Genomic DNA, 25,410 nt, shown 5'->3' on the forward strand with positions numbered 1-25,410 from the left:
GAAAAAGGCTCACTAAATGTGGAAGAAATATCACTTCCATTTGATCAATTATTGGCGCGCAACCACTCCGCGAATGCCCACAATGGGAAATAGTGCCGAAAGTTGTCGTAGTTAAGCATCGTGGTCCGACCGAAGACTCCGTTGTAGCCCTCGCGCATAAAATGACCGTCGCCGTGCTGGCGCTCGATCAGAAAGCGGATGCCATTCCTAACCCCTGGGTGGGCGGAGTAACCAGCCCGTATCAGAGCCAGCAACGCCCAGGCGGTCATCACCACCTGGCTTCCCTGCGACGGCACATACCGCCTGCTGATGCAGCTCTCCGGAGCCTCCCCCCAACCATTGTCGTCCTGCTGGATAGACAACAGAAATGCGCAAGCTCGTTCGATGCTTTGGTGTCCAACAGGCACTCCTGCCGCGAGGAGACCCCAGACGCCGAACCAGGTGCCGTAGGTGAAGCAGACCCCCCAACAACCTTCGAAGCTGCCATCGTTCCGCTGCGAGTCGAGCAGATATTGTCGACCGGCGGTGATCGGTCGTTCCAGGGACTCTGCTATATGAGGAAAGTGCGTCCCGGCGAGGGCGAAGGCTTGGAGAACCGAGCTCGTGCACTCCACGTATGTGCGTTCGATAACTACGTCATCGAAGACCTGGGTCGGATTGAACCATTCCAGCCATCTCGGCCCCCGGATAGGCTCATAACTTGCCCAGCCACCGTCGGGGTTTTGCCAGGACAGCAACAGACGGACAGCAGCGAACAGCCTCTCTTCGCCGATACTCGGTTCGAGACCGAGATCCTCACCAATCAGTGCGGCTTTGAAACCCTCAGCTGTGCAGTCGGCCACCGGCCAGCCTTGTCGGCCGACCGAGAACGGCCAGCTGCCTCGGGAGAGCTCTCTGTAGTACTTGCGGTGGTAGGGCGGGTCTTCGAGGATCTGATTCTCGTCGACGAACCGGAACGCCGATGCGATCATCCGGCTGTTGGAATACGAGGCATCGACGGACCCGGCAGCGTTGAGCGCCTGCAGCGAGAATGCAGTGTCCCACAATTGCGCCGAGCTGTAGCCTTGCATGCTGGTAGTGTCTTCGGTCTCCCAGAGATATTCGTTCAGCATCACCATTCCCGTCGCAAATTCTTGGCCACCCGGATCTCGAAAGTGATGTACCAAAGCGTTCAGTATGGCGTCGACCGGGCCGAGGCCTAAGCCCGACGTCACGCGGTCCTCATACTGAATGTGCTCCACGATCACGTCCAGCGCCTTCTTTCTCAGAAAGCTCGGCACGCACTTCTCGAACAGTTGCTGGACCGCGGCGGTTGCACGGAAGATACGGGTCACCGGCCGATAGTTGTCCGTTGCTGCGATACTAGACCGATGCTTTCTCCAGTCGATCTGATCGTAGCCTTGGGGGTACAGCTCTTCCCGCAGTTCCTGAATTGTCTTATCGAGCGGCCCATGCTTGCGCATCCCATACAGCCAGGACATGGGTAGGGCCACCTGCCGTGCTTGGCAAAACGTCCGGCGGGGGTGGAGGAGTGACGAGTACGGCAGGAGCCAGACCTCGGGTGGGAGAGGATGAATTCCCTCGTAGTCGTACAGGCCCAACAAGCACAGCGAGAATTTTCCCCAGGACGCCGAGCGTAGCGGAGTGCCGTTCTCATGGATCCACTCGCGCAGTCGCACGACTGTGGGTTCTCGCACGTCTTCACCCAGGATGCGCAGTGCAACGTACCCAATGACAGAGGTGAAAACCGTTCCAGCACCGCCCTCATACAACCCTATGCTGCCATCGGAGTTGACGGTGGACATTAGATGCCTGCGGATACGTGCAACTCTATCGATAGGCAGGCGGTACCCGGAAATCTGGCACAACACCACGTACATCGGCAGCAGGAATGCCGGACCACCATAGTGACCGCGCCAGCTGCCATCTGGTTCCTGACGCCTCTCCAGATTGTCGATGGCCCTTCGCAGCGCTTCGGCTGCCAAATCCTCCAACCTCGCAGGATTCATAACCGTCGACTCCTCACCGATGTCCTGGGGTTCGCCGCAAAAACACTCCCCGACTGGTACCTGACCGCCGCCCAGCATCGATCAGTGGTTGCGCGATCAATCGCTCTGCTCAATCGTTTCTGCCGATCCGTGCGCCTATACAGCTGCCGGGTTGCATGAGGTTGTGGCGTGTCCACGACACCCCTTCTCTTTAAGTTGCATCTACTACTCGACTGACGGATTCGGTATGTGAATGCCGGCTGTCGGAGATTGATTTCCGCCGCAGATCCCGGTCAGCTATCACCGCGATCACCGGAGAAGCCAGAAAAAACATGCTGTAGCTGATGAGTCCTATGGCGATAGCGAGCGTTAGCCCAGGCGATGCCACGATGATGGCGCCGATGCCTACCGACAAAGAAATAGTGCCCAAAACGGTCTCGCGGCGGCTACGCGCAGCGCGCCCAAGCCGGAAGGCAACGAGCGGAACTTGTTGGTGCGCTGCCAATGTGCAGGTAATCCGATGTCAGCGGCAAAAGCAGCGACAGCGATCACGCAGGTCAGCGCGGCGGTGGCGATCTCCCCACCGACCGCTTGCCGCCAGGTCGAGTGAAGCACATGACGATAGGTCAGCGCCCGCATGGCCTTCCGCGACGCCGCCATAGCAATTAGGGCGGTCCAGGCCGGTACTAGAAGAGGGAGCGAGTCCTGATTCCAGGCGGCCGCGGCGACCAAGGCTATCGAGAGCGCGATGAGTACCAGTTGAAGGCCCGCCAGTCCTATGGACAACCCATGTACCGCGTGGTGCATCCGCTGGCGGACCGTGAGTGCAGAGGGAAACCTCGCTGGACCAGGTACAAACAGTCGCCAATGTGTCCGAAACTCCTGCACTGGACCATAGGTCCACCGGAACCGCTGCTTCTTGTAGCACGCGTATGTCTCTGGGATCAGCCCCCTGCCATAGGCCTTTGTCAAATAGACGGATCGGTACCCGAGGGCATGAATGCGGATGGCCAGTTCGGAATCTTCGGTCAGACACCACTCGGCCCAGCCTCCGGCCTCCAGTAGCGCGTTGCGGCGAATTAGTGACATGGTTCCCACAGTCAAACCGGCACCATGTTCATCCAACGACACCATGGACGTTTGAAAGAACATCGCATACTCGGTGTTGGCCATTCTCCCGAATACTGAGTCGCTGTAGTCACGATAGGCGTGCGGACATTGAACGAATCCCATCTCCGGATCATCAAAAAAGCCGACCGTGTGCTTCAGCCAATCTGGATCAACGTGGTAGTCGGCATCCACCACCGCAACAAGCTCGGCAGTCGGATCCGTGCGCTGCAGAGCCCAGTTCAGTGCACCGGCTTTCGCGCCGGTTATACCCATGACGTGCAGGAAGCGGAACTTGGGCCCGAGACGACGGCAATGCTCCTCAACCGGCCGCCACAACGTCTCGTCCGCTGTATTGTTGTCGATCACCAATACCTCGAAGGCCGCGTATCGCAACTGCGACAACACGTTTAGGGTCTCGATTACCAAATCTGGCGGCTCAGCATGCGTCGGAACACGAATCGAGACCCTTGATGGCCGATTATCTGGTTTCCAACCTGCAAGCGGCTCGGCCCGCCTGGTCCACTGCTGCCGGAGCAGAACCTCCCAATGCTCGAAGACATTAATAATATGAGCCGGAAGAACTATCAAACCCGCCACAGCCATGACTATCAGTAGCAACCATGTCACCATGTTGGTGTGCGATAAGATCAAAAAGCGCGTTACCCATAGGATCTGACTGACAATCATCAAAAGAAAAGAAATCCATACCGCCATTCCAACCACTCGAAACTGTGACCATCTTAGAATCGCGAGCGCGGTCGCCGCCATCCCGATGGTCGCGATCGCCGCCGCAGTAAACCAATCGCAACCCAACACACATGCAGTTGCGGCGCCGACTCCGTGCGATACCGGTATCGCCATCAGAGATGGCCGTCGCGTCATCGGCCTACGCCAGCTTGAAGCTAGAAATCCGATACTCACCAAATGGGCAATCGACGTCTCGACCAGCCCAGCACTAATCCATACGTTGAAGCTCATCGCCCCTCCAGTTTTGCATTTACAAACTTGATTTCGAAGAAATCGGCATTCTGCGCGCAGAATGGGTTCAACTCATAACTGATCTTTAACGCGATCGGTATCTATTGCGGATGCAGCTCATCCTGGAGATCGAGGCTCTCGGCTACAAAGGCGGGCTGAACCTGCTCTACCGCTACGATCGAACTTGGGGGGACGTGGTCACCTTCGCCAGTCACATCATCTCAGCTCGCAGGATATTTCCTTTCCTGACCTCACCGACCGCCTCGAATATGGTCGATGCATTTGGGTTCAGTCGACCGGTCTGCGCTCCATCCGCCGCACTGCAAGCTGCCAGCAGGTCAGGCCGAATAGGACGAGAACACCGAGATGAAAGAGGTCGACCAGACCGTCGAAGCCGAACACCCGCATGTCTGACCTGAGGTGCAGAAATCCAGCTGGATACGACGCCGCGCTGCGATGTGGGCACCTGGTCGCCAATCATTGCGGTCAGCGACGCGCAAGCGATGCTGAAACCGATGATCACCATCGACCAGCACATACCCTGCGTTGCCAATTATCTTGGCGCAGAACGGTTCCTATGCCAAGGCTGGTGTTGAGTTGAGAGGGCAGGATCAGCTGGAACGACGTCAACTGCGCCATCCAGATTCCCAGCCGTGCAAGGGCGAAGGCAGCGATCCAGCCGTGGCTGACTTGTCGCGCAGGGCTGCCGCAGATCGGGGCCGTGGCACTGTCCGCGGCTGAGGTGTTGGTGTCGTTCATGCTGGCTTTCGGTCGAGCGGAATGGGCGTCCCGAATTCGGTTGCCCAGCACAGCAGCTCGGGTATGAGAGCGGTGAAGCTCCCCCACCCGAACCGTGTACCCCGGCTGTCATAGGAAGCGCTGTGCGAGTGTGGGTTCGACCGCACGATGCCGGTCAGTGAGTGGGCAGCGGCGCGCTGATCTCTCCTGCGGCGTGCAGGGTGCTGTAGGCCTGGGCCAGCGCGACGATGGCGGCAGGAACGCCGAGGATCACCGCGCCGAGGATGGGTCCCACCGCCGCGCCCAGAGCCAGTCCCGGTATGCAGCCCCCGATTGCGCCGACAACTGCACCGACTGCGCAGCCGCCAACGAGTCCGACGACACCGCCGACCATGGTGCCCACGGTGGCGGCCAGCATGAACTCATTGGCGGCCTGATTGAGCGCGTTGTTGATATCGGTTTGTCCGTCGATGTCGGTTGCAGTGGCCACCGCCGACTGCGGCTGGTCGGGCACAACCGCGATGTCTGGCTGTGGGCGAAGGGCGATACCGGTGTCAGGGGCGTCGAGAGCTGCGGCAACCCGAGTGTCGACGGCGGTCTGGGGTGCAACCTGGTCCGGGGTTGCGGCTGTCGCCGTGGCGGCCGGGGACAGCGGAGATTCGGCCGAGGCATTGGTGGCGGTGATCGTGTTTTCACCGGCCAGTACCGCGATCGCGATGGCGGTGGTTGCGACTGCGAGACGAGTGCGGGATGTGTGATGCACGAGACATTTCCCTTGTGTAAAATTCTGTTACATTTTCGATGAGCCGTGAGACGTGGTGATCCGCGAAAGCCGCATGCGACTGGATAAGATCTGAGGCTTTGTTGTGAGGGGTATCGGTGTCGTGCCCTCGAGCGGATCCGGTCTTCGAACTCCGGCTGTGGCGAGATTCAATCAGCACTCACCCGACAGGCATAGGGGGATTTCTGTCAGCACGGGGGGCATCTGCGTCACAACTCGAACCGCAGGTCTATTTCTGCAGGTAGATCCTTCGATTCGAATGCCACTGGCATTATTTTGCCGCGCGGCGACGGGTATGCCGCCGGCGTACCCGGGCGGCGGCATCGCCGAGCGCGGCCAGCCTGTTAGAACGAGATTGGCGAAATTCCACCACCGCGGTGCGGTGAGTTTTCCATTGCCGCCGTAGCAGCGGCTCGTTCGGCGCTGGGGCTTCGGCCTGTCCAGCGCTGATAGGCGCGCCGGAATTCTCGGCGGTCGCTGAATCCGACTTCGATGGCGATGGCCGTCAAAGGCATGTCCGATTCACGCAGCAGAATTCGAGCGCGATATGTGCGTACTCGATCGCGAATTTCGCCGAATTTCTCACCGGCCTCGGCGAGCCGCCGGTGCAGGGTGCGCTCGCTGATTCTCAAGTGCTCGGCGATGAATGCCGCGGTGATCGGTCGTCGCAGATTCTGCCGCAGAACGGCCTCCACCGTGGTGACGATGTCGTGGCGGGATCGTTCGGGGTCGGCGAGATGGCGGGCCGCGTCGACGGCCAACCCGATTTGAGCGGGGTTGGCGGTGGGCAGCGGCCGATTCAACAGGGCGGCATCGAAGTAGACGCGGGTGGCGCCTGCGTTGAATCGGATGGGGCAGCGGAAGACTCGGTTGTAGGCCTCGGCGTATACGGGCCGTGGGTAGGCGAATTCGAGCCGAGTCGGTGTCATCTGATTGCCGAATATCGACCGAGCCAACACGAGTATCGATGTGCACGATTCCTCGCAGAGGAAGGCCAGCAGTTCCGGGTTGGGGCTGCGCTCGGCGAGCCGCAGCGCGAATTCTGTTGCGCCTGATTCGAATTCGTAGTCGAGCAGGCTGCCCGCAGCCTGGTGCAGGTCCAACCCAAGCGACACGGCCTGGCCGACGGAAGCCGCCGCGCGCAGGGCAAAGCCGGTCAGCCCCCAAGACACGAACACATCACGGCTACCGACCTGGATGCCGATGGGCCCGGGCTCCAACCCTCGCAGGGCGCGCTGCAGGATGGCCGTTGCCTGACGAAACGACACCCGGGTCTCGGGCAGCGTCAACTGCTCGCGAGTCAGACCGATCCCGTCAAGCCACGATTCGCAGGCCACGCCGCGATGGTCGGCGAGATCGAATACGCCCAGCAGCACATTCGGCGGGATTCGCGCCTCCTGCAGGGCCGGGTCGTCGGCGCGGCGCCGGCCATCGTTTGTGTCGGCGTGCGATTGGCGCAAAACCATAGGCGTCACCCGGTGATCAGAAGAGTATGGCGGGCTCTGCCCGCCGCGGGCCGCGGCGGGCAGAGCGACGGACGGCGGGCAGCAGAGCCGACGGCATACGGCGGCATCGCACTGGCCCAACCGGGACGTGGCTTGGGTGCACGCATCCGCGGCCTGTACCCGCTTGTGGCGGGCCATCAGTTTTGGGCAGCCGACCCGGTCGGAAGAACAGGTCAGTTGACCGAACTGTAACACGAATTCTCTGGGCGGCATCGTGCGCGCCATCTACTCTGAACGCGTACTTGGGTCGCTTGACCAAGTCAGTTAACCGAAAAGGTTAGAGGCTCAGGAGAAGCATGAGGGATAAGACATATGCGCTGGTCACCGGCGCTGCAGGTGGTATCGGGTTGGAGGTCGCGCGGCGACTTGCGTCCCGTGGTCATGTAGTTCTCGCCGCAGAACGAGACCAGATGCTGGCCGAGCAGGCCGCTGAACAGATCGGAGCGGGAGCGGTGGCGGTGGCGTGCGATCTGGCCGATGGTGCCGCCGTCGCGGCGTTGTCGGCGCGTATCGAGAACGAGTGGGCCAGCGGGTTGGAGGTGTGTTTCCTCAACGCCGGCATCGTCGTTCCCGAAGATGTCGTGGACACCTCGCCTGAACGGGTCGACCTGCAATTGCAGATCATGCTGGTGTCGGCGATCAAGCTGGCCCGCTCGACGGCGATCGCGATGACAAAGCGCGGTAGCGGGCACATTGTGGCGACCGTGTCGCAAGGAGCGGTACTCGCCCTGCCGGGCAGCGCAACGTATTCGGCGGCCAAGGCCGGGCTGCGTGGGTTCCTGGCTGCACTGCATCTGGAGCTTCGAGGCAGCGGGGTCACGGTCGGAGGCGTGTACCCGAGCGCGGTGGACACTCCGATGCTGCGGCACGAGGCGACCCGCGGCGGCAGCCTTCTCAACTTCGTCGGCACGATCTCCTCCCCCGGCGATGTCGCCGACGCGGTGGACAAAGCCCTGCGTACCGGCCGCTTGGAGATCTTCGTCCCGGCCTCCGATGGGATCCTCACCCGTTTGGCGCAGTCCATGCCACGGCTGGTCCCGCTGATGCTGCCCGCCGCCAACTGGATCGGGGAGAAAGGCCGCCAACGCTACCTCGCCCGCATCGGCGCCTGACCCCCGTTCGTCACGATCAGATCTTTTACCCGACCATCGGAGAACCCATGACCAAGGAAAACAAGACCGCAACCCGCTCCACGGCCGAGGCCAACGGAACCAAGGAGACTCGGCAGGCTGCCGAGGTACTCGTCGACCGCGGCGATGCTGTCGCCATCGTGGGCGCTGGTCCGGCCGGGTTGAGCATGGCCCGCATGCTGCGCCACTACGGCGTCGAATACGACCAGTTCGAACGTCATTCCGACGTGGGCGGGATCTGGGATATCGACAATCCGGGAACACCGATGTACGAGTCGGCGCACTTCATCTCCTCACGCGACCTCTCGGGCTTCTACGACTTCCCAATGCCGAAGTATTTCGGCGACTATCCCAGCCGCCCGCAGATCCTGGCCTACACCCGCAGCTTCGCCGACACCTTCGATCTGCGACAGGCCATCTCGTTCGACACCGCGGTCGTGGCGGCCACCCCCGAGGGCGACCACTGGGTGCTGACCCTCGCCGACGGCCAGCAGCGTCGCTACCGGGGGGTGATCTGCGCGACGGGCACCAACTGGAATCCGCGTATCCCGACCCATCCGGGAACCTTCGACGGCGAGGTCCGTCATGCGGTGACCTACCGTCGAGCCTCCGAATTCGCTGGTAAACGTGTGCTGGTCGTCGGTCTGGGCAATTCCGGCGCCGACATCGCCTGCGACGCGGCCCAAGCTGCGGATGCGGCGTTCATCAGCGTTCGCCGCGGCTACCACATCATCCCCAAGCATGTGTTCGGCGTGCCCGCCGACCAGTTCGACGACACCAGTTTCACGATTCCGCGATGGCTCGAACGCCCGGTGGTGACCGCGCTACTGCGACTGATCGTCGGCGACGTGACCCGATGGGGTCTGCCCAAACCCGATCACAAGCTGCTCGAGAGCCATCCGCTGCTCAACAGCCAACTGCTGCACCATCTCCAGCATGCCGACATCGCTGTCAAACCCGATATCGAACGCTTCGACGGTCCGGACGTCGTGTTCACCGACGGGTCCCGCGAGAAGATCGACCTGGTGCTGTACGCGACGGGCTACGAGATGCGCATCCCGTATGTGAACGCGGACCTGTTCGCCTGGAACGGCGACCGGCCGGCGCAGTACCTGACGGCGTTCAACCGTGAGCACCGCAACCTGTTCACCCTTGGCTATCTCGAAACCAACTCGAGTGCTTACACGTTGTTCGACAACATCTCCAACATCGTCGCCCAGTATCTGCGTGACCAGACGACCCAGCCACAGAGGGCTGCGCAGTTCGACCGCCTGATCGCCACCGACCGTCCCGACCTCAGCGGCGGTCTGCACCTCGTCAAGTCGGCCCGCCATGCTGGATACGTGGACGCGAAGTCGTTCAAGAAGGTCATCAAACGAGTGCGTAAGCAGATCGGCTGGACCGCTCTGACACCCCACTTCGCTGATCATCTGGCCCAGCCTCAGCAGGTGCAGGTAGCGGCACGCTGACCGGACAGCAGCCACAGCACTGTGTGGCTGCGCCACCGCAGTCGCGCGGGATGAGCCGGTGCTCATGGCACGCCACCACACGGATCGTCAACCGAGTCGGCCCAGGATAGCTGTTGACTGCCGAGGCGCCGTGGATCGCCGTCCGAGCGGGATCCACGGTTGTATGCCGCTCGTGGCCTCGATGATCTTCGGCTTACATCCCGCTTGGGGCAGTTTGACAGTGCCGCTCTACTACAGACCATCTCCGCCATCGTCATCCTCGCCACCGGAAGGTTCTGGGGCGCAACGATCGCCAGTGCGATCACCGGTGCTGGTTTCGGCTCGTTTCGGCTGCTTCATGTCGATCGATCAGGCACTCGCCGCCGACGTCCTCCCCGATGGCGAACACAACGGTCAAGAACTCGGCGTCATGAACATCGCGATGGCTCTCCCCCAGGCTCTGGGCCCGCTCGTCGGCGCCTGGGTGATCGAACTCGGCGGTGGATTCTCCGGGCTGTATATCCTTGCCGCCGGCTTCGTCACACTCGGCGGATTGTCGGTGATGAAAGTCAAGACCGTCCGATAAGCCCGCTATGGCGCTCACGGCCACTCACGGCTGACTGGGTCAACTGACCCGGTATGGTGGTGTGCACGGAGGCTGGGTCTCGAGCCTGGCACAACGTCGCGGAGGCAGTCTGCTGTGGCACGGTTGAAGTCCGATGAGCGGCGGCGTCGGTTGGTGGACGCTGCGTTTGCGGTGATGGCCCGCGACGGAGTCGCCGCAGCGACAACCCGCGCGATCTGCGCGGAGGCAGGGATGGCGCAAAGCGCGTTTCACTACGCGTTCAGATCCAAGGAGGAACTTCTGCAGGACCTGACCGAATCGGTGCTGCAGTCGCAGACTACGGTCCTGGAGGGTTTGGAGATTTCCTCGGATTCGTTGCGCACAGCGGTGTCGACCGGGATGGAGCGGATGCTGAGTGCTGGGATGAGCGATCCCGGCCGGCAGGCGGTGCTGTACGAGTTGACGGTGCAGGACATCCGTTCCACCACCAACCCCGGAGAGCTCGGCCGCTGGCAATACCGCTTGTACACCGATATCGCCGCGATGTTCCTGCGACTGGGGAGCGAACGCTTCGACGTGCAATGGCGAGTTCCCGAACAAGCACTGGCACGCATGGTTGCCATCGCCCTGGACGGAACCCTGTTCGCGTGGCTGGCCGATCGAGACACCGCCGCAGCGACCGCGTCGGTGCAGGCGCTGGCCGAAGCGGTGGTCTCGCTAGCCGTACCTCGCACCGACGACGCCGACAGGCAGCGACTCCCGGTCGAGCGCGCCGGAGCCCCACAATTCTCGGCCATCGACACGACCACACCGCCCAGCACCCCGTGAGCTGCCTGCCACAACGGCGCGCCCGCTGAGGGCGTCCTCGCCAGCAGCCAGTGCGAGGGCCTGCCACAGCGGTGCGGCTGATAACGGGTCGACACGACATGCGCCCTGTACGAGCACCGCGTCGAGCACCCCGAGATCGTCGAACACCTCGAGGGTGCGCGGTCTCAACCCGTCCCCGCGCGACCCGGCGGAGAACTCCCCGGCCTCGTCGACAATGCGGACCCCGATGCCGCGACGCGTCAGAGCGGTGGTGAGGGCGAACGCGGTCGGCCCGGCTCCCGAGACGTGGACCTGCGGATTCATGGCCGCCTGCCGAGCCGCGGGCTCGTTCTACAACCCTTCGCGAGCAAGGAGGAGTTGCTCCAGTCGCTGCTGAATGCGAGAGGCGCGTCGGGTCCGGCGAGCGTTCGATTGTGCGCTGGTGCCGACGACGATCCCACCCATACCGGTAAGCACCCTCGTCGGAAGGTCGCGGATCTCGCTGAATCTCACCTCGGCGTCAGCGAGACGCCGATGCAGGGTGCGCTCGCTGATCGTCAACCTCTCGGCGACCTGCGCCATCGTCACGGACCGTCGCAGGTTTCCCGCAGCACCGCCTCGACTGCAACCACGGCCTCCGGGCGAAGGTCCGCGGGACCGGCCAGATGGCGAACCGCATCGACGGCGATCGCGAACTGGGCCGGATTCGCCGTCGGTATCGGTCGTTCGAGTAGTTCAGAGTCCCACCCCATCCGGGTGGTCGGGTACCAAAACAGATCGAGCACCGGAAATGCCGCCAATGGGATTCGACGATTCCGGTGCAGATAAGCGACTCGATCCGCTTCGGGCAAGGTTGCGTCCGAAGACCGCACGGATCAGGGACACGATCGACGAACACGCTTCCTCGCACAGAAACGGCACCAGGTCCGGGTGGGGTCTGCGCTCGCTCAACGAAACCCACCCGCCCCCACCACATCAGGGCGTCACGGCTGCCGATACGTATCGCCACCGGTCCCGCAGACACCGTCCTCAGGGCCCGCGCGAGGACAGTCGTCGCCTGCCGATGTGATGTCCGGGTGTCGGGGAGGTCGAGCTGCCCGGTCCGACCCGTTCCCGCGACCAAGCGGCGGTCCCGATCTCGTAGAAAGCAATCACCACAGGGCGAAATAGCGTAACCGACCGAGTGGTATCGTGACCAGCATCACGGATGTAGGACCGGCGAATGGGCGACGTAGACCCTCTGGAAACGCAGCGCGCCGTGAGCCCGGCGGTCACGGTGGAACTGGCAGAAGCAGGATTCAAAGACGCTGAGGAGATCGGGCGCGGCGGGTCTGGAGTGGTGTATCGGTGCACCCAGGCGGAGCTGGACCGGACCGTGGCGATCAAGGTGCTCACCGCTGTCCGGGAGAAGGGGAACCGGCAGCGGTTCGTTCGGGAGCAGCGGGCGATGGGCCGGCTGACCGGGCACCCGAACATCGTGGGAGTGTTGCAGGTCGGCACCATCACGTCCGGGCTGCCGTATTTGGTGATGCCCTACTATCCGCAGGACTCCCTCGACGCCCGGATCCGCCGGCACGGTCCACTGTCGGTACCGGAGACGGTGCGGCTAGGGGTGAAGCTTGCGGGGGCCCTCGAGGCCGCGCACCGGCTCGGCATCCTGCACCGCGATGTCAAACCCGCCAACATCCTGATCAGCGACTACGGTGAACCGGCACTGACCGACTTCGGAATCGCCCGCATCCCCGACGAATTCCAGACCATTACCGGCACGGTTACTGGTTCGCCGGCGTTCACCGCGCCGGAGGTGCTGGCCGGGGAGCCACCCACCCCCGCAGCCGACGTCTACGGGCTCGGCGCGACGTTGTTCGCCGCGTTGACCGGGCACGCGGCGTTCGAGCGGCGCAGCGGCGAACAGGTCGTAGCCCAGTTTCTGCGGGTCACCACACAGCCGGTCCCTGATCTACACGAGCAGGGCATCGACGAGGACGTTTCGACGGTGATCGAACATGCCATGGCGCGCCCTCGCGAGCAGCGGTCCTCCGCGGCGGCGGTGGGTGAGCAGCTGCAGCATCTGCAGGCCGCGCGCGGATGGCCGGTCGACGAGATGGCGGTACGGGCGGCAGCCGATGCCGAGTGGCAAGAAGGCTCTCCGGTTCCCTTGATTCCCCTGACCACCGGCCCCCCGCCGGTGCGGGAAACCTTGCCGTTCGGTTCGTCGGTCAACAGCGCAAACGGGCTGTTTCCCCTCGAGCTGACCAGCTTCGTCGGCCGCCGTAGCGAATTGACCGAGGCAAAGAATCTGCTGGCGAGCTCCCGGCTGGTGACCTTGACCGGGATCGGTGGGGTGGGCAAGACCCGACTGGCATTACGAGTGGCGACCGGCGCGCAACGAGAATTCGCCGACGGGGTGCGCATGGTCGAACTCGGGGAGCTGAACGACGGCGCGCTGCTGGAAGGGGTGATCGCCGCCTCTCTAGGGTTGCGCGCACAAGGGCAGCCGGTGCGCGAGGTGCTGGTCGACTACATCGCGCCACGGCAGCTGCTGCTGGTGCTCGACAACTGCGAACAAATAGTGGATGCGGCAGCGAAGGTCTCGGAGACCTTGCTGCGCGCTTGCCCGCGCCTTCGGATCCTCGCCACAAGCCGCGAGCCTCTCGGTGTCGCCGGTGAGTCTTTACTGCGGTTGCGGCCACTGACCGTTCCTGATCCAGATCGGCAGCACTCGCTGCGAAGTGCGGCCCGCTGTGACGCGGTCGCTCTGTTTGTCGAACGTGCCGCCGCCGCAGTGCCGGGCTTTGCGCTCACCGAGGACATCCTCGCCGCGGTGACCGAGATCTGCCGCCACCTCGACGGGCTGCCGTTGGCGATCGAGCTGGCCACGGCCCGGCTGCGGACACTGTCACCGGAACAGATCCTGGAGCGGCTCACCGACCGCTACGCACTGCTGACCCACGGCAGCCGCAGCGCGCCCGGCCGACAGCAGACCCTGCGGTGGTGCATCGACTGGAGTTACTCCCTGTGCACTTCGGCCGAGCAAGCAGTCTGGGCCCAGCTGTCGGTGTTCGCCGGCAACTTCGAACTCGACGACGCCGAACAAGTGTGCCGGAATGACCTCGCAGCGGCGGACTTGCTCGACGTAATCACCGGCCTGGTCGACAAGTCCGTCCTGACCTGCGAACAGTCGGTCCCGGCGGTGCGGTTCCGGCTGCTCGAGACGGTGCGCGACTACGGCCGCGACAAACTCGATAAAGCAGGCCAGTACACGGACCTACGGCGCCGACATGTGGACTGGTACCGGCAGCTCGCCGAGGAGGCCGACACCGACTGGATCAGCCCCCGCCAACTCGACTGGATCGACCGCCTCGACCGCGAACAACCCAACCTTCGCCAGGCATTGGACTTCTGCCTGACCGACACCGAAGCGGAATCCGACGCCGCGTTGTCGATAGCGGCAGCGCTGCAACCGTTTTGGTTCTCCCGAGGCCAGGTCGGTGAGGCGCGGCACTGGCTGGACCTCGCCCTCGCCAGGCGGCCCGCTACCGCTACCGCCGTCCGTGCCAAGGGGTTGTGGCGTGCCGTCCTGGTGGCCGTAGTCCAGGACGATCTCACAGCGGCGTCCGCCCTGGTCGCACAGATGCAGGAGCTGGCCGAACAGACCGAGCGACCGATCGTGCACGGATTCGTGGGTCTAGCTCTCGGCCTCTACGTGGGTCGCAGCGGCGACCTACCGCAAGCACGCGCACCCCTGGAAGCTGCCCTTGAGTCGTTCACTGCGGAGGACGACGTCTCCGGGCAGGTCTTCGCCCTGCTCGGGCTGGGATGGATGCACGAATTGGAGGGAGACAGCGCAACAGCTCTCTCCTACCACGAGAAGGCCCTTGCGATCACCGAAGCATATGGCGATTACATGCATCGGTCATATGCCTTGTGGGGCACGGTGGTTGCCGCGTGGCGCCACGGTGATCGCGACGGTGCGCTGCGGCAGTTGCGGCAGTGGCTGCAACTGATCAGGCAGCAGAAAGACCCGCTCATGGCCGCGACAGCCCTGGAAACACTAGCGTGGATTCTGGGAGTCGAGGGCGGCACCGCGCGCCTTGCCGCGGTGTTGCTGGGCGCCACAAATGCACTGCACCAGTTGACGGGCGCCTCCGTGGTGTTCTTCCCGAACTTGGTGGTCCATCGCGAGGATTGCGAACGAGAGGCCGGTCGCACGCTCGGGCAGCGAGCCTTCGATGCCGCCTATCACGAAGGCGCCGCAATGGATCTCGACGCCGCGATCGGCTACGCCCTGGGCGAGCAACCGCAGGCTGCGACTCGCGGTCCGGGTCCGTCCGAGCTGACGACCCGGGAGCGGGAGGTGGCCGACCTCGTCGCAGACGGCCTGACCAACAGAGCCATCGCCGCCCGCCTGCACATCTCCCAGCGCACCGCTGACGGACACGTCGAACGCATCCTGACCAAACTCGGATTCACCAACCGCGCCCAGATCGCCGCCTGGGTCGCCGACCGGAGCCGATCGGCACACCCTCGAGGACGCTGACCTCGGCCATTCACGCCAGACACGCCGCCAGTAGCTCTGAAATGATGGAAGGTGCTCTGAACCGAATAACCTTGGCTTGCCAAGGGTCGAATATCGAGGGGGCACCTAACGAGTTCAGGAGACCTGCCGGACGTGGTTGTCTCCCTGCGGTAGTCGCCGACGGGTGCGCACACGGTCTACGCGGTGAATTCGGTCCGGGCCGCTCGTTACCGGGACCGGCACACAGTGTCTGGTGCCAAGAGCGACGCCCGCGACGCGGGCCCGCGGCGTCGAGCACTACGCCGCGCTGTGGATCGACACCAGGAGTGCTGAGAATCGAATCAGATCTCCAGCCTCAGCCAGTGCATGGTCGGCATCTCGACAGCTGCCCGAACAACCCGAAAGGTCGATCAGCGCGACGCAGGACATCGCATGCACCTCCGACTGGCGACCAGCAGCAACGGTGCAGCTGGTGTCTGCGGGGCGTCACCCTTGGTGTGGCCAAGCCGCGTGGTGAAGGCCGACAGCCCACGGTAATGATGCATGGTGATCTTTTGGTCGAAATTCGTGCGGCACGGTGGTGTGCGGTAGCTGTGCTGGAGATCGTTAGGGCGGAGGGCAAGGGGCGCCGACGGCGGTTCACTGGCGTGTATCTCGAGTCGAAGACACAAGGATAGACCGTGTCTGCCTCGGCCCCGACGATGCATTGAAGACAGTCCCGCCGGTTGCCTTCAGCGCGGCTAGATTGGTCTCATGACGTCAGCTCATGCCGTGCATGCCGTGTTCCAGTAAGGCGAAGATCGCATCCAGGGCGGCGCGGGGATCGGGCTCGTCGGCGACGAATTGAGGAATCTCGAGGACGTAGCGTGCGATAGCGCGGGCGGTGATGTCCTCGGGTGGCCTGCCCAACTCGGCGGCGATCGCAGCGGCCAAGGGCGTCTCGCACCGGATCCACAATCGGCGTGAGTATTCGCGCAATGCGGGGGTGCTCATGATCAGGTCGGTGCGACGGCGGATCTCCGGGCGCGGATCGATGAGGAACAGCCCCCGCCCCAGCAGGAACTCGCGCAGCGCCGCCATCAGTGACTGTCCGGCCGGGCGTTGGGTGACCGCGGTCAGCAGGCTCTCGAGACGTTCGACACCGTCGTCGAACATCATGGCTTCTTTGCCGTCGGGAACGTGGCGAAACATCGTCGGCACCGAGATGTCGACCGCGTCGGCGATCTCCTTCACGCTGACCTGGTCGTAGCCCTTCTCCAGAAACAGCTGCTCGGCGGCGGCCGCGAGGGCGCGACGGGTCTGGGAGTTCTTGCGGGCGCGGCGTCCGAGTGGTTCAGGAGGCATGCACCCACGCTATCAGATAGCGCAAGTGAGTTAAATGCTTAATTCACTTGCTCTTGTTAGTCGATTGTGTTTTTCTGGAGCGGATATTCCAGCGAGACCTCGGAAGGGCATGATCGAAATGAGCGTCAACGAACTCGAACAGATACCGGTCCTCATCGTCGGCGGAAGCCTCGTCGGACTGTCCGCGGCGGTTTTCCTGTCCTGGCAGGGCGTGCCCGTCGTGGTGGTCGACAAGCACTACGGCAGCTCGCCGCACCCCCGGGCGATCGGTTTCACCACCCGCACCATCGAGCACTTCCGTCAGACCGGCGTCGAGGTGCCCACCTCACTGCAAGGCATGAAACCGCCGCGGCGCGCCCGGGTGGAGAGCCTCAGCGGCACCTGGTTGGAGGAATATCCCTGGAGCCCCGGCGGCAAGGGCTCCTACGGCGCCGACCAGTCACCGGTCCACGCGATCGCGATCACCCAGGACAAACTCGAACCGCTACTGCGTGAGCGAGCCCGCGAGTACGGTGCCGACTTGCGCCTTGGCACCGAACTCCTGGACCTGGCGCAAGACAACGACGGCGTCACCGCGACGCTGCGCCGCCGTGACGACGGCCACCAGTACGCTCTGCGCGCCCGCTATGTGGTGGCCGCCGACGGCGCGGACAGCCCGGTGCGCACCAACCTGGGGATCGAGCGTCACGGCGTCGGCCCACTGTCGGTGCAGCGCAGCATCTTGTTCCGCGCCCCCCTCGAGGACTACCTGCAGCACGGCGTGGTCCAATTCGAGATCGAGCAACCCGACTTCACGGCGTTCTTGACCACCTACTCCGATGGCCGGTGGGTGCTGATGCTCTCCGATGACGTCGAACGCACCCCCGCCCAGCAGATCGAACTGGTGCAGCGCGCGATCGGCCGTACCGATATCCCCATCGAACTCATCACCACCGGCCGGTGGAAGCTGGCCGGTCTGATCGCCGACCGCTTCTCGCAGGGACGAATCTTCCTCGCCGGTGACGCAGCGCACCAACTGCCGCCCAACCGCGGCGGGTACGGCGCCAACACCGGCATCGACGATGTGCACAACCTGGCCTGGAAACTGGCCGCGGTGCTCTCGGGCGAGTCGGACCCGCGGCTGCTGAACACCTACGACGCCGAGCGCCGCCCAACCGCAGACCTGCGTCACGATCAACTGTTCGCTCGCGCCGACTACAAGGCCTTCTTGAAAGTCGATACCCCTGATACCCCCGTGCTCGACGATTCGGCCATCGAGTTGGGGCAGCTGTACCGCTCGGCTGCGGTGCTGGGTGCGGACGCGTGCTTGCCGACCGCGCAACTCCCCGAGCAGTGGGCGGGTCAGCCCGGTACCCGCGCCCCGCACCAGTGGGTGCGCATCGGCGACAACAAGCGCTCCACGCTCGATCTGATCGAACGCGACTGGGTCCTGCTCTCAGCCGATGAGTGTTGGGCCGCCGCAGCCGCCCAGGCGACTGCGCAGCTGGGCATCGGAATCGATTTCCAGCAGGCCGGAACCGACGTCGTGTTCGACGACCACGAGGCGTTCGAGCACGCCTACGGCATCGAGTCCACCGGCACCACACTGATCCGGCCCGACGGCTACATCGCCTGGCGGACCCGCGTCGCGCCAGACGATCCCGCCCGGGAACTGACCCAGGTCCTGGCCTCCCTCGCCGCGGCCACCCGCGCCGACTCCACCGAAAATTGAGGTGATAGCTATGAATGCCACACTGCAACAGCGAATTCAGCGACTGGAAGATCTCGAAGCGATCCGCGATCTGACCGCGCGCTACGCCGACGCCATCAACAAGGGCTGGAACGGCAAGACCGTCGATCTCGACGCCGTCGCCCAAGTTTTCGCCACCGACGCGAGATGGGAGAGCCATGAAGGCGAGGTGACCGTCGGTATCGAGGCGATCCTCGCCGCGTTGCCCGCCGCTACCTCGGTCGTGGAGTTCTCGATGCACGCCTTCGTGAACCCGATCATCGTCCTCGACGGCGACACCGCGACAGCACACTGGCTGATGTGGGTGGCCTCGGTGATGGCCGGCGATCCGCGCGCGGTCTACATGAGCACCGACATCACCTACCTGCGGACCAGCGACAGCTGGCGCATCCACACCGTCAAGGTTGACTTTGGCACCAAACTGTCCACCAGCTGACCCGGATGGCTAGACGGCGAGGCAAAGCAGGTCGAACGAACGTGGTGACAGCTGCGATCAGTAGGGCGTCATAAGCGGTGACAGATACGGTGGCCAGCCACACAAGACGCTCCTGTTCAGTCCGGAAATAGTGTGTCGAACGCGAGTTGGCTTGAGCCCGAGACCATCGGCGGTGCGTTGCGGGTGCGGGTTGCGGGTCGGGGAAGGTTGTGGTGCTTTGAGCTGCATACGACGGTCATGCAGCAGGTTCACGACATCGGTACTGGACCGCAGCGCGGTCAGGTCGTCGCGTGTCAGCAGCATTGAGCGGCCCGAGTAGTCCAGTTGCAGAGGGACACAACAGCATCGACAAAGCGGCCGGTGGGGCAGAGCAGATCGCCTGCTCAGCCCCACCGGCCGCTTCAGGGTGCGGGCGGGATAGTAGTTCAGCAGGTGGCGGCGACGCGCGGCTGCGCGTGCGGGTCCGGGCCGTGGTCGGTACTCAGTCGCCACGTCGGCACCGGCCCCACCGTGTCGTCATTGTCGGTGCCGGGGTACGCGGTGGTGACCGCGCGTGCCGCGCTGACGGCGTCGGTGTAGGTGATACCGGTCAACGGCCCCGTGGTGATCAGCACGGCGGCGGTGGCGGGGTGGTAACGGGCGTCGGTGCGCTGGTTGCGGTACACGGCGAACACCGGAACCCACGGTGCTGGTACACCGGGTTCGGCGGGGGCGGTGAATTGGCGAGTGGCCTCGGCGGTGACCGCCAGCCACATCTCGAGACTGTCTGGGGCGTGGCGCGATGATGCGAACACCTGATGCAGCGCCGCCGCGACGATGGCCGGGGTGGAAGTGTTGATCATGATTGGTAGAGCCCTTTCCATGAAATGACAAACGAGATCGGACGAGATGACGGGGTGCGGTGCGCGGAACCCGAGGGGCCAGTTCCCTGGGTCCCGGGCCGCGCAGGGGCCCCCAGGCGGTGGCGAGGGCGAATTTCTTGGGGTGCCCGCCGCTCTGGTGAGCGGTGGCGAGAGTGGCGAGATCGGTTGCCGCAGTGTCGGTGTGAGGGTTTTGCGATGCCGTGCGGCTGTGGCAGAGGTGCTGGGTGTCGTTCGTGGTTTCGGCTGTTGTGGAATTCATCGTTGATCGGTTTTGGGGGCCAGGGCTACCGTCCAGCGGTGCGGGCCTATGGGATCGATGGCTTTGGCCGTGATGTGGTCGATGTGCTCGCTGAGTGGGTTGCTGGGGTGTCTGGCCCATTCGAGCGTTCGTCGCTCGGCTTGTTCGGCGTTGCTGGCGTCGATGGCCACGACGACGACTCGGTCGCGGTCGGGGCAGCCGGGGTCGTGGCTGAGCCGTTCGACATTCCAGCTCTGCGACGGTGTCTCGGGCTGAGCGACCGGGGCTCGACCGGGCGGTGTGCTGATTGGCGGTTCGTCGGGTGTTGTCAACTCTGCCAGGAGCATTCGAGGAGGCGTTGGTGATGGGTTCGTGATCGCGTTGGCGGCGGCCGACGGGTTGTCGAAGACACGGCCGTCGGGCAGCATCAGCCCTTCGGCGGTGATGACAGCCGAGAGGCTGGAATCGGGCATTGTCAGGGTCTGGCCCGGCTTGAGTTGTCCGGTGTCGATCAGTTCGCGGATGGTTACCCGTCGGGTGCGCGGGAACGGGAACGGGTCGTCGAAGTCGTGGTCGAGCTGCCATGACGGTGCGCATGTCGTGCAGATGGTGCCGTTGTCATGGCCGCACACGGTGGGCGGCACGATCCGCAGGCGGATATCGCGGGTGGCCTGCACTCGTTCTCCGGTGTCGAAGTAGGTGAACGACTCGTCCAGGTGAGCGATCAGCACCTGGCCGTCGTGTTCGTTTTTGGTCAACTCGGCGCGCGCCTGCTCGTCGGGCGAGTGGCTGGAATTCGTCATTGAGAGTCTCCTGTCATCGGTGGATCGGTCGATGCGATTCGATGGAGGTGGGCATGTGCGCGACACGCGTGGCATCAGGTGTTTCAGCTCCCCCGATGCCACGCGTGTCGCTCGGTTACGTTGCGGCGAAGCGGAACTTCTTCGGCGCGGCCGATGTTTGTGTGGCGACGCCGGTTTCGGTGAGCTTGACCAGTGCGTTGTGCACCGCCCCGCTCGATCGGGTGATCGCTTTGCCGATCTGGTGAGGGCTGAATTCCTTCTCCGGGTGATCGCGCAGGAAGTCCTCCACCTGTCCCCGCAGCGCACCCGAAGCCAGCCGCACCGGTGACTCGGGCTGCGCCGCTGCCACATCGGGACCGGGGGCCGGGGCATCGGGGGCAGGGGCAGCGGGTTCTTCGCCCGTAGGGGTGGCTACGGCCAGTTCCGGCTGCCCCGTGTCCGGCCCGGGGTCGGCGGATGCGGTGTCACTGTCGGGCTGTGCCGTCGCGCCGGGTTGAGACGGCTCAGAGCCGGTAACGGGTGCCGTCACGTCAGCGGCAACGGGTTCGGTCGTCGCCTCAGTGGTAGCGGGTTCGGCGGGTGCCGTGGTGGTGGTCTGGTCGGTGGTGGTCCAGGTTTTGGCCGAGCGGGGAGAGTCGGGGTCACGGTGGGAGCGGGCGGTCCCAGCGGTTTCCCAGCCCAACAGGATGCGTCGCGTGGTGGAACCGGCGATCCCGGCCGCACCGGCCAGCTCGTCGGCGGTGAATCCGGGATAGTTGCCCAACGCCGCCCACAACGCTTTGTCGGTGTCGGTGCGCAGCACCGGCACGCCTGCCACTGGTTCCCCGCCCGGGGCGGCGGCGGTGGTGGTCGGGTCGGTGCTGCCAGGTGCCGGGCGCGTGGTGGTGTTTTTGTTTTTCTTTCGTGCGGACATGACGGGTCCCTCCATGAATTACGGGATTTCGGTGGATGTTTCGGTCATGTCCCGGCCGGGACGGAAACCACGCCGTATCGGGGAAAATCCCCCGGGGTTTCGACGTCGTTCCCATCACTATGGACGCTCGATACCCGTGCCGATGTCAAGCGGATCGTGAAAAGAATGAATCGCGCCCCGAATTCTTCTCGTCCGTCGCCGGAATTCGAATACTGCGAAAGGAATTCGACTCTTCCGCATTTCCCAGCGAGGCGATGGGCGATCGAGGGCTCGTCGAGATGAGCCGCCACCGCGCGGAGCGCAGTGGCGGGGTGGAGGTGAAGCGGTTGTGGTCAGTCGTCGCCGGTTATCAGGTCGGCGGTGGTGAGGTCGGTGTGCAGGTCGTGCAGTTCGTCGAGTTCGGCGTCGAGTTCGCGGGCGTCGAATTCGGCTGGGTCGTCGCCGAGGTCGGGCAGGTTCCCGTGACGCAGGGTGGTGGCCAGGGCCGCGAGCCGGTGGGCGAGTGCCTCGGCCCGGTCGGCCAGTTGGTGATGCCGCCGCTCGAGGAGGTCGGCCGCGTGGGCGCGCTGGGCTGCGAGTAGTTCGCGCATCTGCTGGTGCCATTGCTCGCTGCCGCCGTCGGCGGGCAGCAGATGCCACGGATGAGTCAGAACACGCGCGCCTTCCGGTGTTCGCACGCAGCACTGGAGGGTGCCGTGGTAGAGGTACACATAGGTGACCGTGCCTCGTAGGTCGGGCCGATCGGCGGGTGTGACCTCGTCACCTACCCGGATCGGGCAGTCGGTACCGGGCACGGTGACGGTGGTTGCGGGGGCGGGTGTCGTGTCGTCGTCGGTCATCGTGGGTTTCCTTCCGGGATTGCGTGGGTTGTCGAAAATGATTGCGGGGAAAGTAGATTCAGCGGGTACCGGAACCGGCCGGACCACTGCCGTGGCGCGGGGTTCGCTGCCCCGCGCCATGGTCGCGGGGTTATGCGGTGCGGACGGCGGTCACGGCGGCGCGGGCGATGGCGGCGGCGGTGGCGGCGGGGTTGGTGAGTTCGTGCACGGTCGCGCCGGTCAGCGGTTTGGACCGTGCCTCGTCCGGAGTCAGCCACAGCACCGCGCAGCCGTTGGCGCGCAATCGATCCAGTCGTTTCTGCGCGGCGGTGCGGGGCTCGTCACGGAAGCGGCCGTCGGAGATGATGACCAGTAGGCGGGTGTTCTGCGGCCGGGATAGTCCGAGTGCGCCGTCGAGGGCGTCGATGGCGGTGTCGATGGCCTCGTAGAGGGCGGTGGCGGCGAAGTCGGTCACTTTCGCTGGGGCGGTGCCTGGGTAGGTGACCGGCAGCACCTCCTTGCCGAAGGTGAGTGTGGCTGTTTCGGCGGGCATCGCCGCGAGTTTCGCGGCGGTGGCGATGATCCAGGCGGCGGAGGCCACCTCGGCGGTGTAGCGGTCCATCGACCCTGACACGTCGCAGGCGATCCCGATCCGCAGTGGTGGCACGGGAACGGGTTTGGCGGTGGTGCGGGTGAACGGTTGCGCGGTCGGGATCGCCCCGGCGGCGCGCTGGGCATCGCGGGCCAGCACGCCGCGCATCCGCATCCGGCCCGGTGGCAGCGCGGAGGTGGTTTTGGTGATCGCGCGTTCGCGCTGGCTGGCGGTATTCAGGGCGCGGGCCAGCACCCGTGCGGCGGCGCGTTCGGTGTCGCGGGGGGCGCGGGTGGTGCGTCCGGTGCTCCGGCCGGTGCGGGGGCGTTTGCCGAACACGTGTGCCGCTGTCGTGTCGGCGCGGTCGGTGTGGCGGGCCTCCTCCCGCGCGGCCCGGTCGGCGAGGTCGGCGGGATCGGGTGGGAGCTGGTGCGCGGCAACGTTTTTCGCGACGTTCCCGAGTGCGCCGGTGACAGCTTCGCCCAGCGGGGAGCCTGGTTGCGGGGTGGTGTGGGGTTCGGGGCCGACGATCTCGGCCCAGCGTCGCCCGAGTTCGAGCATGCCGGTGGTGTTGGTGTCGGACAGGCGGTGCGCGATGCGCCACAGGGTTCGCAATTGCCGGAGGGTGTCGCGGCCGAGCACGGCCTCGATGGCGGTGGTGGCGGGTGCGCATTCGTCGGTGTCGAGTACGCCTGCGTCGATGCGGGCCAGCATGAGCGCCGCAGTGTGGGCGGCGGCGTAGCGGGTGGGCGCGAGCCGGGTGGTGGCCAGCTCGCCGCCGGTGTCGGCGAAGACCAGCTCGCGGGTGCTCGCGCGCAGCCAGTGCCGGTCGCTCGGGCGGCGGCGTAGTTGGGCGGCCTCGATGCGGGACTCCTCCAAAAGCAGTGCCGCCCCGGCGCTCTGCGGGTGCGCGGTTGGTGGTGGACTCCAGCGGGTGTGGGTGGCGTGGGCGCATTCGTGGGTGAGCGCGCCCCAGGTGGGGGCGTAGCGGTTGCGGTCGGCGGGCCGCCACGGGCGGGCGGTGGCGGGATCGATGCCCAGGTTCGCGCCCTCGATGGCGATGGCGGCACGGTCGGGCACGAACATTGCGAGGTTCCCGTCGGCCGCGCCGGGGGCGATGACCACGGTGAGGTCGTCGCGGTCGGCGATTGCTGGGGTTTCAGTGGTCATCGCATCAGACAGGGTCTCCCACCCGGTACGGGCGGGTGGTACGGCGGTCGGGGCGGTGGGGGCGGTGATCACGTGCGGGGCGGTGGTCATGGCGGGGGTGTCCTATCTGGCGATAGTGGTGCGGGGGTGTGGGTTTCAGAGGCGGGTGCCCAGGGACAGGGGCTCGACGGTGGTGCCGAAAACGGTTTTGACGACCTCGGCGACGATGGCGCGGTCTTCCTCGGGCGCGGTGCCGATGAGGTTGGCGGCGGCGGTGAGTGCGGTGGTGGCGGTGGCGATCTTCTGGAACGCCAGCAACTCGCGCAGTTGGGGTGCCCACCCGATCTCGCCTTTGGTTTGGCGGGTGGACAGATTGCGGGCCACCCGCACCGCTAACGGATTCACCCCGAGGCTGTCGGCGAGGTCGTAGTCGCTGGACACCTGCACCTGGAACGCGAACCGGCTGGCGAGCGCATCGGACAGGATCGCCCCGTGCACGCCGGGGTTGTGGCCCGCGCAGATGTAGAACCCGGGCTCGGCTTTAATGACCTCGCCGCCGTTGGCTTTGATCACGATCTCGCGGCGGCCGTCCATCGCCGGATACACACACGAGAGCACCGTCGGTGGGATCAGGGTCGCGTCGTCGACGAACAGCACCCGGCCCTCACGCATCGCCCTCACCAGTGGCCCGTGCACGAACACGAAGGTGCCGTCGGGGGCTTGGGTGTACTCGCCCACGAAATCGGCGACGGTGGTGTCGCCATCGCCTTGCACGGTCAGCAGGTCACCGAACGCAGCCTCGATCAACGACGTTTTGCCCGTTCCGGGTGGCCCGTACAGCAGCACCGGGACCTCGGCCTCGCGCATCGTTTGCAGCACATCCACATCAGCGCTACCCGCGAGTTTGCGCGGGTGATACATCAGCCCGTTCGGACGCGCCACCGGCCCGCTCGTCG

Annotated in this window: 21 protein-coding genes and 1 pseudogene; 8 read left to right on the forward strand and 14 right to left on the reverse strand. The window is 64.8% G+C overall.

Features of this window, described 5'->3' with window-relative positions; all coding sequences use genetic code 11:
• Positions 1 to 44: 44 nt before the first annotated feature.
• From NA5_RS17170 to NA5_RS17185, 5 genes are all read right to left on the reverse strand, one after another.
• Positions 45 to 1,994, reverse strand: a complete 1,950-nt coding sequence (locus NA5_RS17170; RefSeq protein WP_169811315.1) for a terpene cyclase/mutase family protein — start codon at positions 1,992 to 1,994, stop codon at positions 45 to 47.
• A gap of 399 nt (positions 1,995 to 2,393) precedes the next feature.
• Entirely contained in the window at positions 2,394 to 4,076 is a 1,683-nt protein-coding gene (locus NA5_RS17175) for a glycosyltransferase family 2 protein (protein ID WP_084484198.1), read from the reverse strand.
• Between the two features lie 519 nt (positions 4,077 to 4,595).
• Positions 4,596 to 4,835 (reverse strand): hypothetical protein, encoded by a 240-nt coding sequence (locus NA5_RS41320; RefSeq protein ID WP_169811316.1) that lies wholly within the window; start codon positions 4,833 to 4,835, stop codon positions 4,596 to 4,598.
• 154 nt (positions 4,836 to 4,989) lie between these two features.
• Positions 4,990 to 5,577 carry a hypothetical protein gene (locus NA5_RS17180; RefSeq protein WP_062987141.1) on the reverse strand — a complete coding sequence of 196 codons (588 nt, stop codon included), beginning with the start codon at positions 5,575 to 5,577 and terminating at the stop codon, positions 4,990 to 4,992.
• Between the two features lie 362 nt (positions 5,578 to 5,939).
• Positions 5,940 to 7,061 carry an AraC family transcriptional regulator gene (locus NA5_RS17185; protein ID WP_062987143.1) on the reverse strand — a complete coding sequence of 374 codons (1,122 nt, stop codon included), beginning with the start codon at positions 7,059 to 7,061 and terminating at the stop codon, positions 5,940 to 5,942.
• 335 nt (positions 7,062 to 7,396) lie between these two features.
• Between NA5_RS17185 and NA5_RS17190 the strand changes: the two genes are divergently transcribed.
• The 4 genes from NA5_RS17190 (at position 7,397) to NA5_RS17205 (ending at position 11,071) form a co-directional block, all read left to right on the forward strand.
• The gene (locus NA5_RS17190) at positions 7,397 to 8,212 is read left to right on the forward strand and encodes an SDR family NAD(P)-dependent oxidoreductase (protein ID WP_063813435.1); all 816 of its coding nucleotides are present in this window, start codon (positions 7,397 to 7,399) and stop codon (positions 8,210 to 8,212) included.
• Positions 8,213 to 8,259: 47 nt separating this feature from the next.
• Positions 8,260 to 9,699, forward strand: coding sequence for a flavin-containing monooxygenase (locus NA5_RS17195; RefSeq protein WP_084484200.1), 1,440 nt, complete (start codon positions 8,260 to 8,262; stop codon positions 9,697 to 9,699).
• Positions 9,700 to 9,871: 172 nt separating this feature from the next.
• Complete coding sequence (locus NA5_RS40465; RefSeq protein WP_157110469.1) at positions 9,872 to 10,264, forward strand: hypothetical protein; 393 nt, start codon at positions 9,872 to 9,874, stop codon at positions 10,262 to 10,264.
• A gap of 114 nt (positions 10,265 to 10,378) precedes the next feature.
• A complete protein-coding gene (locus NA5_RS17205) occupies positions 10,379 to 11,071 on the forward strand; it encodes a TetR/AcrR family transcriptional regulator (protein WP_062987149.1) in 693 nt (230 codons plus the stop codon).
• Here the strand turns inward: NA5_RS17205 and NA5_RS39310 are convergent.
• Both NA5_RS39310 and NA5_RS17215 read right to left on the reverse strand, forming a co-directional pair.
• The gene (locus NA5_RS39310; RefSeq protein WP_084484201.1) at positions 10,961 to 11,374 is read right to left on the reverse strand and encodes an FAD-dependent monooxygenase; all 414 of its coding nucleotides are present in this window, start codon (positions 11,372 to 11,374) and stop codon (positions 10,961 to 10,963) included. The two genes, NA5_RS17205 and NA5_RS39310, sit on opposite strands and share 111 nt — an antisense overlap.
• A 260-nt stretch (positions 11,375 to 11,634) precedes the next feature.
• Positions 11,635 to 11,901: a hypothetical protein gene (locus NA5_RS17215; RefSeq protein ID WP_157110470.1), complete on the reverse strand. Its 267-nt coding sequence runs from the start codon at positions 11,899 to 11,901 to the stop codon at positions 11,635 to 11,637.
• A 371-nt stretch (positions 11,902 to 12,272) separates the two neighbouring features.
• Here NA5_RS17215 and NA5_RS17220 point away from each other — a divergent pair, with 371 nt between their 5' ends.
• Together NA5_RS17220 and NA5_RS43210 are read left to right on the forward strand one after the other, a co-directional pair.
• Positions 12,273 to 15,590, forward strand: coding sequence for a protein kinase domain-containing protein (locus NA5_RS17220; RefSeq protein WP_062987155.1), 3,318 nt, complete (start codon positions 12,273 to 12,275; stop codon positions 15,588 to 15,590).
• Between the two features lie 168 nt (positions 15,591 to 15,758).
• A pseudogene (locus NA5_RS43210) lies at positions 15,759 to 15,890 on the forward strand (IS110 family transposase); the annotation flags it as partial.
• 438 nt (positions 15,891 to 16,328) lie between these two features.
• Here the strand turns inward: NA5_RS43210 and NA5_RS17225 are convergent.
• On the reverse strand, positions 16,329 to 16,913 hold the full coding sequence (locus tag NA5_RS17225; protein ID WP_062987157.1) for a TetR/AcrR family transcriptional regulator: 585 nt from the start codon (positions 16,911 to 16,913) through the stop codon (positions 16,329 to 16,331).
• 109 nt (positions 16,914 to 17,022) lie between these two features.
• On the opposite strand from NA5_RS17225, the gene NA5_RS17230 reads away from it, so the two are divergent.
• Together NA5_RS17230 and NA5_RS17235 are read left to right on the forward strand one after the other, a co-directional pair.
• Positions 17,023 to 18,624 carry an FAD-dependent monooxygenase gene (locus tag NA5_RS17230; RefSeq protein ID WP_062987158.1) on the forward strand — a complete coding sequence of 534 codons (1,602 nt, stop codon included), beginning with the start codon at positions 17,023 to 17,025 and terminating at the stop codon, positions 18,622 to 18,624.
• A 10-nt stretch (positions 18,625 to 18,634) separates the two neighbouring features.
• Entirely contained in the window at positions 18,635 to 19,078 is a 444-nt protein-coding gene (locus NA5_RS17235; RefSeq protein ID WP_062987161.1) for a nuclear transport factor 2 family protein, read from the forward strand.
• Between the two features lie 425 nt (positions 19,079 to 19,503).
• Here NA5_RS17235 and NA5_RS17240 read toward each other — a convergent pair whose 3' ends face one another.
• The 6 genes from NA5_RS17240 to NA5_RS17265 all read right to left on the reverse strand — a co-directional run.
• Complete coding sequence (locus tag NA5_RS17240) at positions 19,504 to 19,920, reverse strand: hypothetical protein (protein ID WP_062987163.1); 417 nt, start codon at positions 19,918 to 19,920, stop codon at positions 19,504 to 19,506.
• 276 nt (positions 19,921 to 20,196) lie between these two features.
• Entirely contained in the window at positions 20,197 to 20,982 is a 786-nt protein-coding gene (locus NA5_RS17245; RefSeq protein ID WP_062987165.1) for a hypothetical protein, read from the reverse strand.
• A 115-nt stretch (positions 20,983 to 21,097) separates the two neighbouring features.
• The gene (locus NA5_RS17250; RefSeq protein ID WP_157110471.1) at positions 21,098 to 21,895 is read right to left on the reverse strand and encodes a prolipoprotein diacylglyceryl transferase; all 798 of its coding nucleotides are present in this window, start codon (positions 21,893 to 21,895) and stop codon (positions 21,098 to 21,100) included.
• A gap of 332 nt (positions 21,896 to 22,227) precedes the next feature.
• A complete protein-coding gene (locus tag NA5_RS17255) occupies positions 22,228 to 22,734 on the reverse strand; it encodes a hypothetical protein (protein ID WP_062987169.1) in 507 nt (168 codons plus the stop codon).
• 130 nt (positions 22,735 to 22,864) lie between these two features.
• The gene (locus NA5_RS17260; protein WP_062987171.1) at positions 22,865 to 24,565 is read right to left on the reverse strand and encodes a vWA domain-containing protein; all 1,701 of its coding nucleotides are present in this window, start codon (positions 24,563 to 24,565) and stop codon (positions 22,865 to 22,867) included.
• A 45-nt stretch (positions 24,566 to 24,610) separates the two neighbouring features.
• Positions 24,611 to 25,410, reverse strand: an 800-nt coding sequence (locus tag NA5_RS17265; RefSeq protein ID WP_062987232.1) for an AAA family ATPase, incomplete at its 5' end; no start/stop codon positions are given.

This window comes from Nocardia anaemiae NBRC 100462 (assembly GCF_001612725.1).
Classification (GTDB): domain Bacteria; phylum Actinomycetota; class Actinomycetes; order Mycobacteriales; family Mycobacteriaceae; genus Nocardia; species Nocardia anaemiae.

Bases quoted from the DNA above. Each gene is read 5' to 3' on its own strand.
- NA5_RS17175 (WP_084484198.1), bottom strand. From the start codon at position 4,076: ATGAGCTTCAACGTATGGATTAGTGCTGGGCTGGTCGAGACGTCGATT.
- NA5_RS41320 (WP_169811316.1), bottom strand. From the start codon at position 4,835: ATGAACGACACCAACACCTCAGCCGCGGACAGTGCCACGGCCCCGATC.
- NA5_RS17185 (WP_062987143.1), bottom strand. From the start codon at position 7,061: ATGGTTTTGCGCCAATCGCACGCCGACACAAACGATGGCCGGCGCCGC.
- NA5_RS17190 (WP_063813435.1), top strand. From the start codon at position 7,397: ATGAGGGATAAGACATATGCGCTGGTCACCGGCGCTGCAGGTGGTATC.
- NA5_RS17195 (WP_084484200.1), top strand. From the start codon at position 8,260: ATGACCAAGGAAAACAAGACCGCAACCCGCTCCACGGCCGAGGCCAAC.
- NA5_RS39310 (WP_084484201.1), bottom strand. From the start codon at position 11,374: ATGAATCCGCAGGTCCACGTCTCGGGAGCCGGGCCGACCGCGTTCGCC.
- NA5_RS17220 (WP_062987155.1), top strand. From the start codon at position 12,273: ATGGGCGACGTAGACCCTCTGGAAACGCAGCGCGCCGTGAGCCCGGCG.
- NA5_RS17225 (WP_062987157.1), bottom strand. From the start codon at position 16,913: ATGCCTCCTGAACCACTCGGACGCCGCGCCCGCAAGAACTCCCAGACC.
- NA5_RS17230 (WP_062987158.1), top strand. From the start codon at position 17,023: ATGATCGAAATGAGCGTCAACGAACTCGAACAGATACCGGTCCTCATC.
- NA5_RS17235 (WP_062987161.1), top strand. From the start codon at position 18,635: ATGAATGCCACACTGCAACAGCGAATTCAGCGACTGGAAGATCTCGAA.
- NA5_RS17240 (WP_062987163.1), bottom strand. From the start codon at position 19,920: ATGATCAACACTTCCACCCCGGCCATCGTCGCGGCGGCGCTGCATCAG.
- NA5_RS17245 (WP_062987165.1), bottom strand. From the start codon at position 20,982: ATGACGAATTCCAGCCACTCGCCCGACGAGCAGGCGCGCGCCGAGTTG.
- NA5_RS17250 (WP_157110471.1), bottom strand. From the start codon at position 21,895: ATGTCCGCACGAAAGAAAAACAAAAACACCACCACGCGCCCGGCACCT.
- NA5_RS17255 (WP_062987169.1), bottom strand. From the start codon at position 22,734: ATGACCGACGACGACACGACACCCGCCCCCGCAACCACCGTCACCGTG.
- NA5_RS17260 (WP_062987171.1), bottom strand. From the start codon at position 24,565: ATGACCACCGCCCCGCACGTGATCACCGCCCCCACCGCCCCGACCGCC.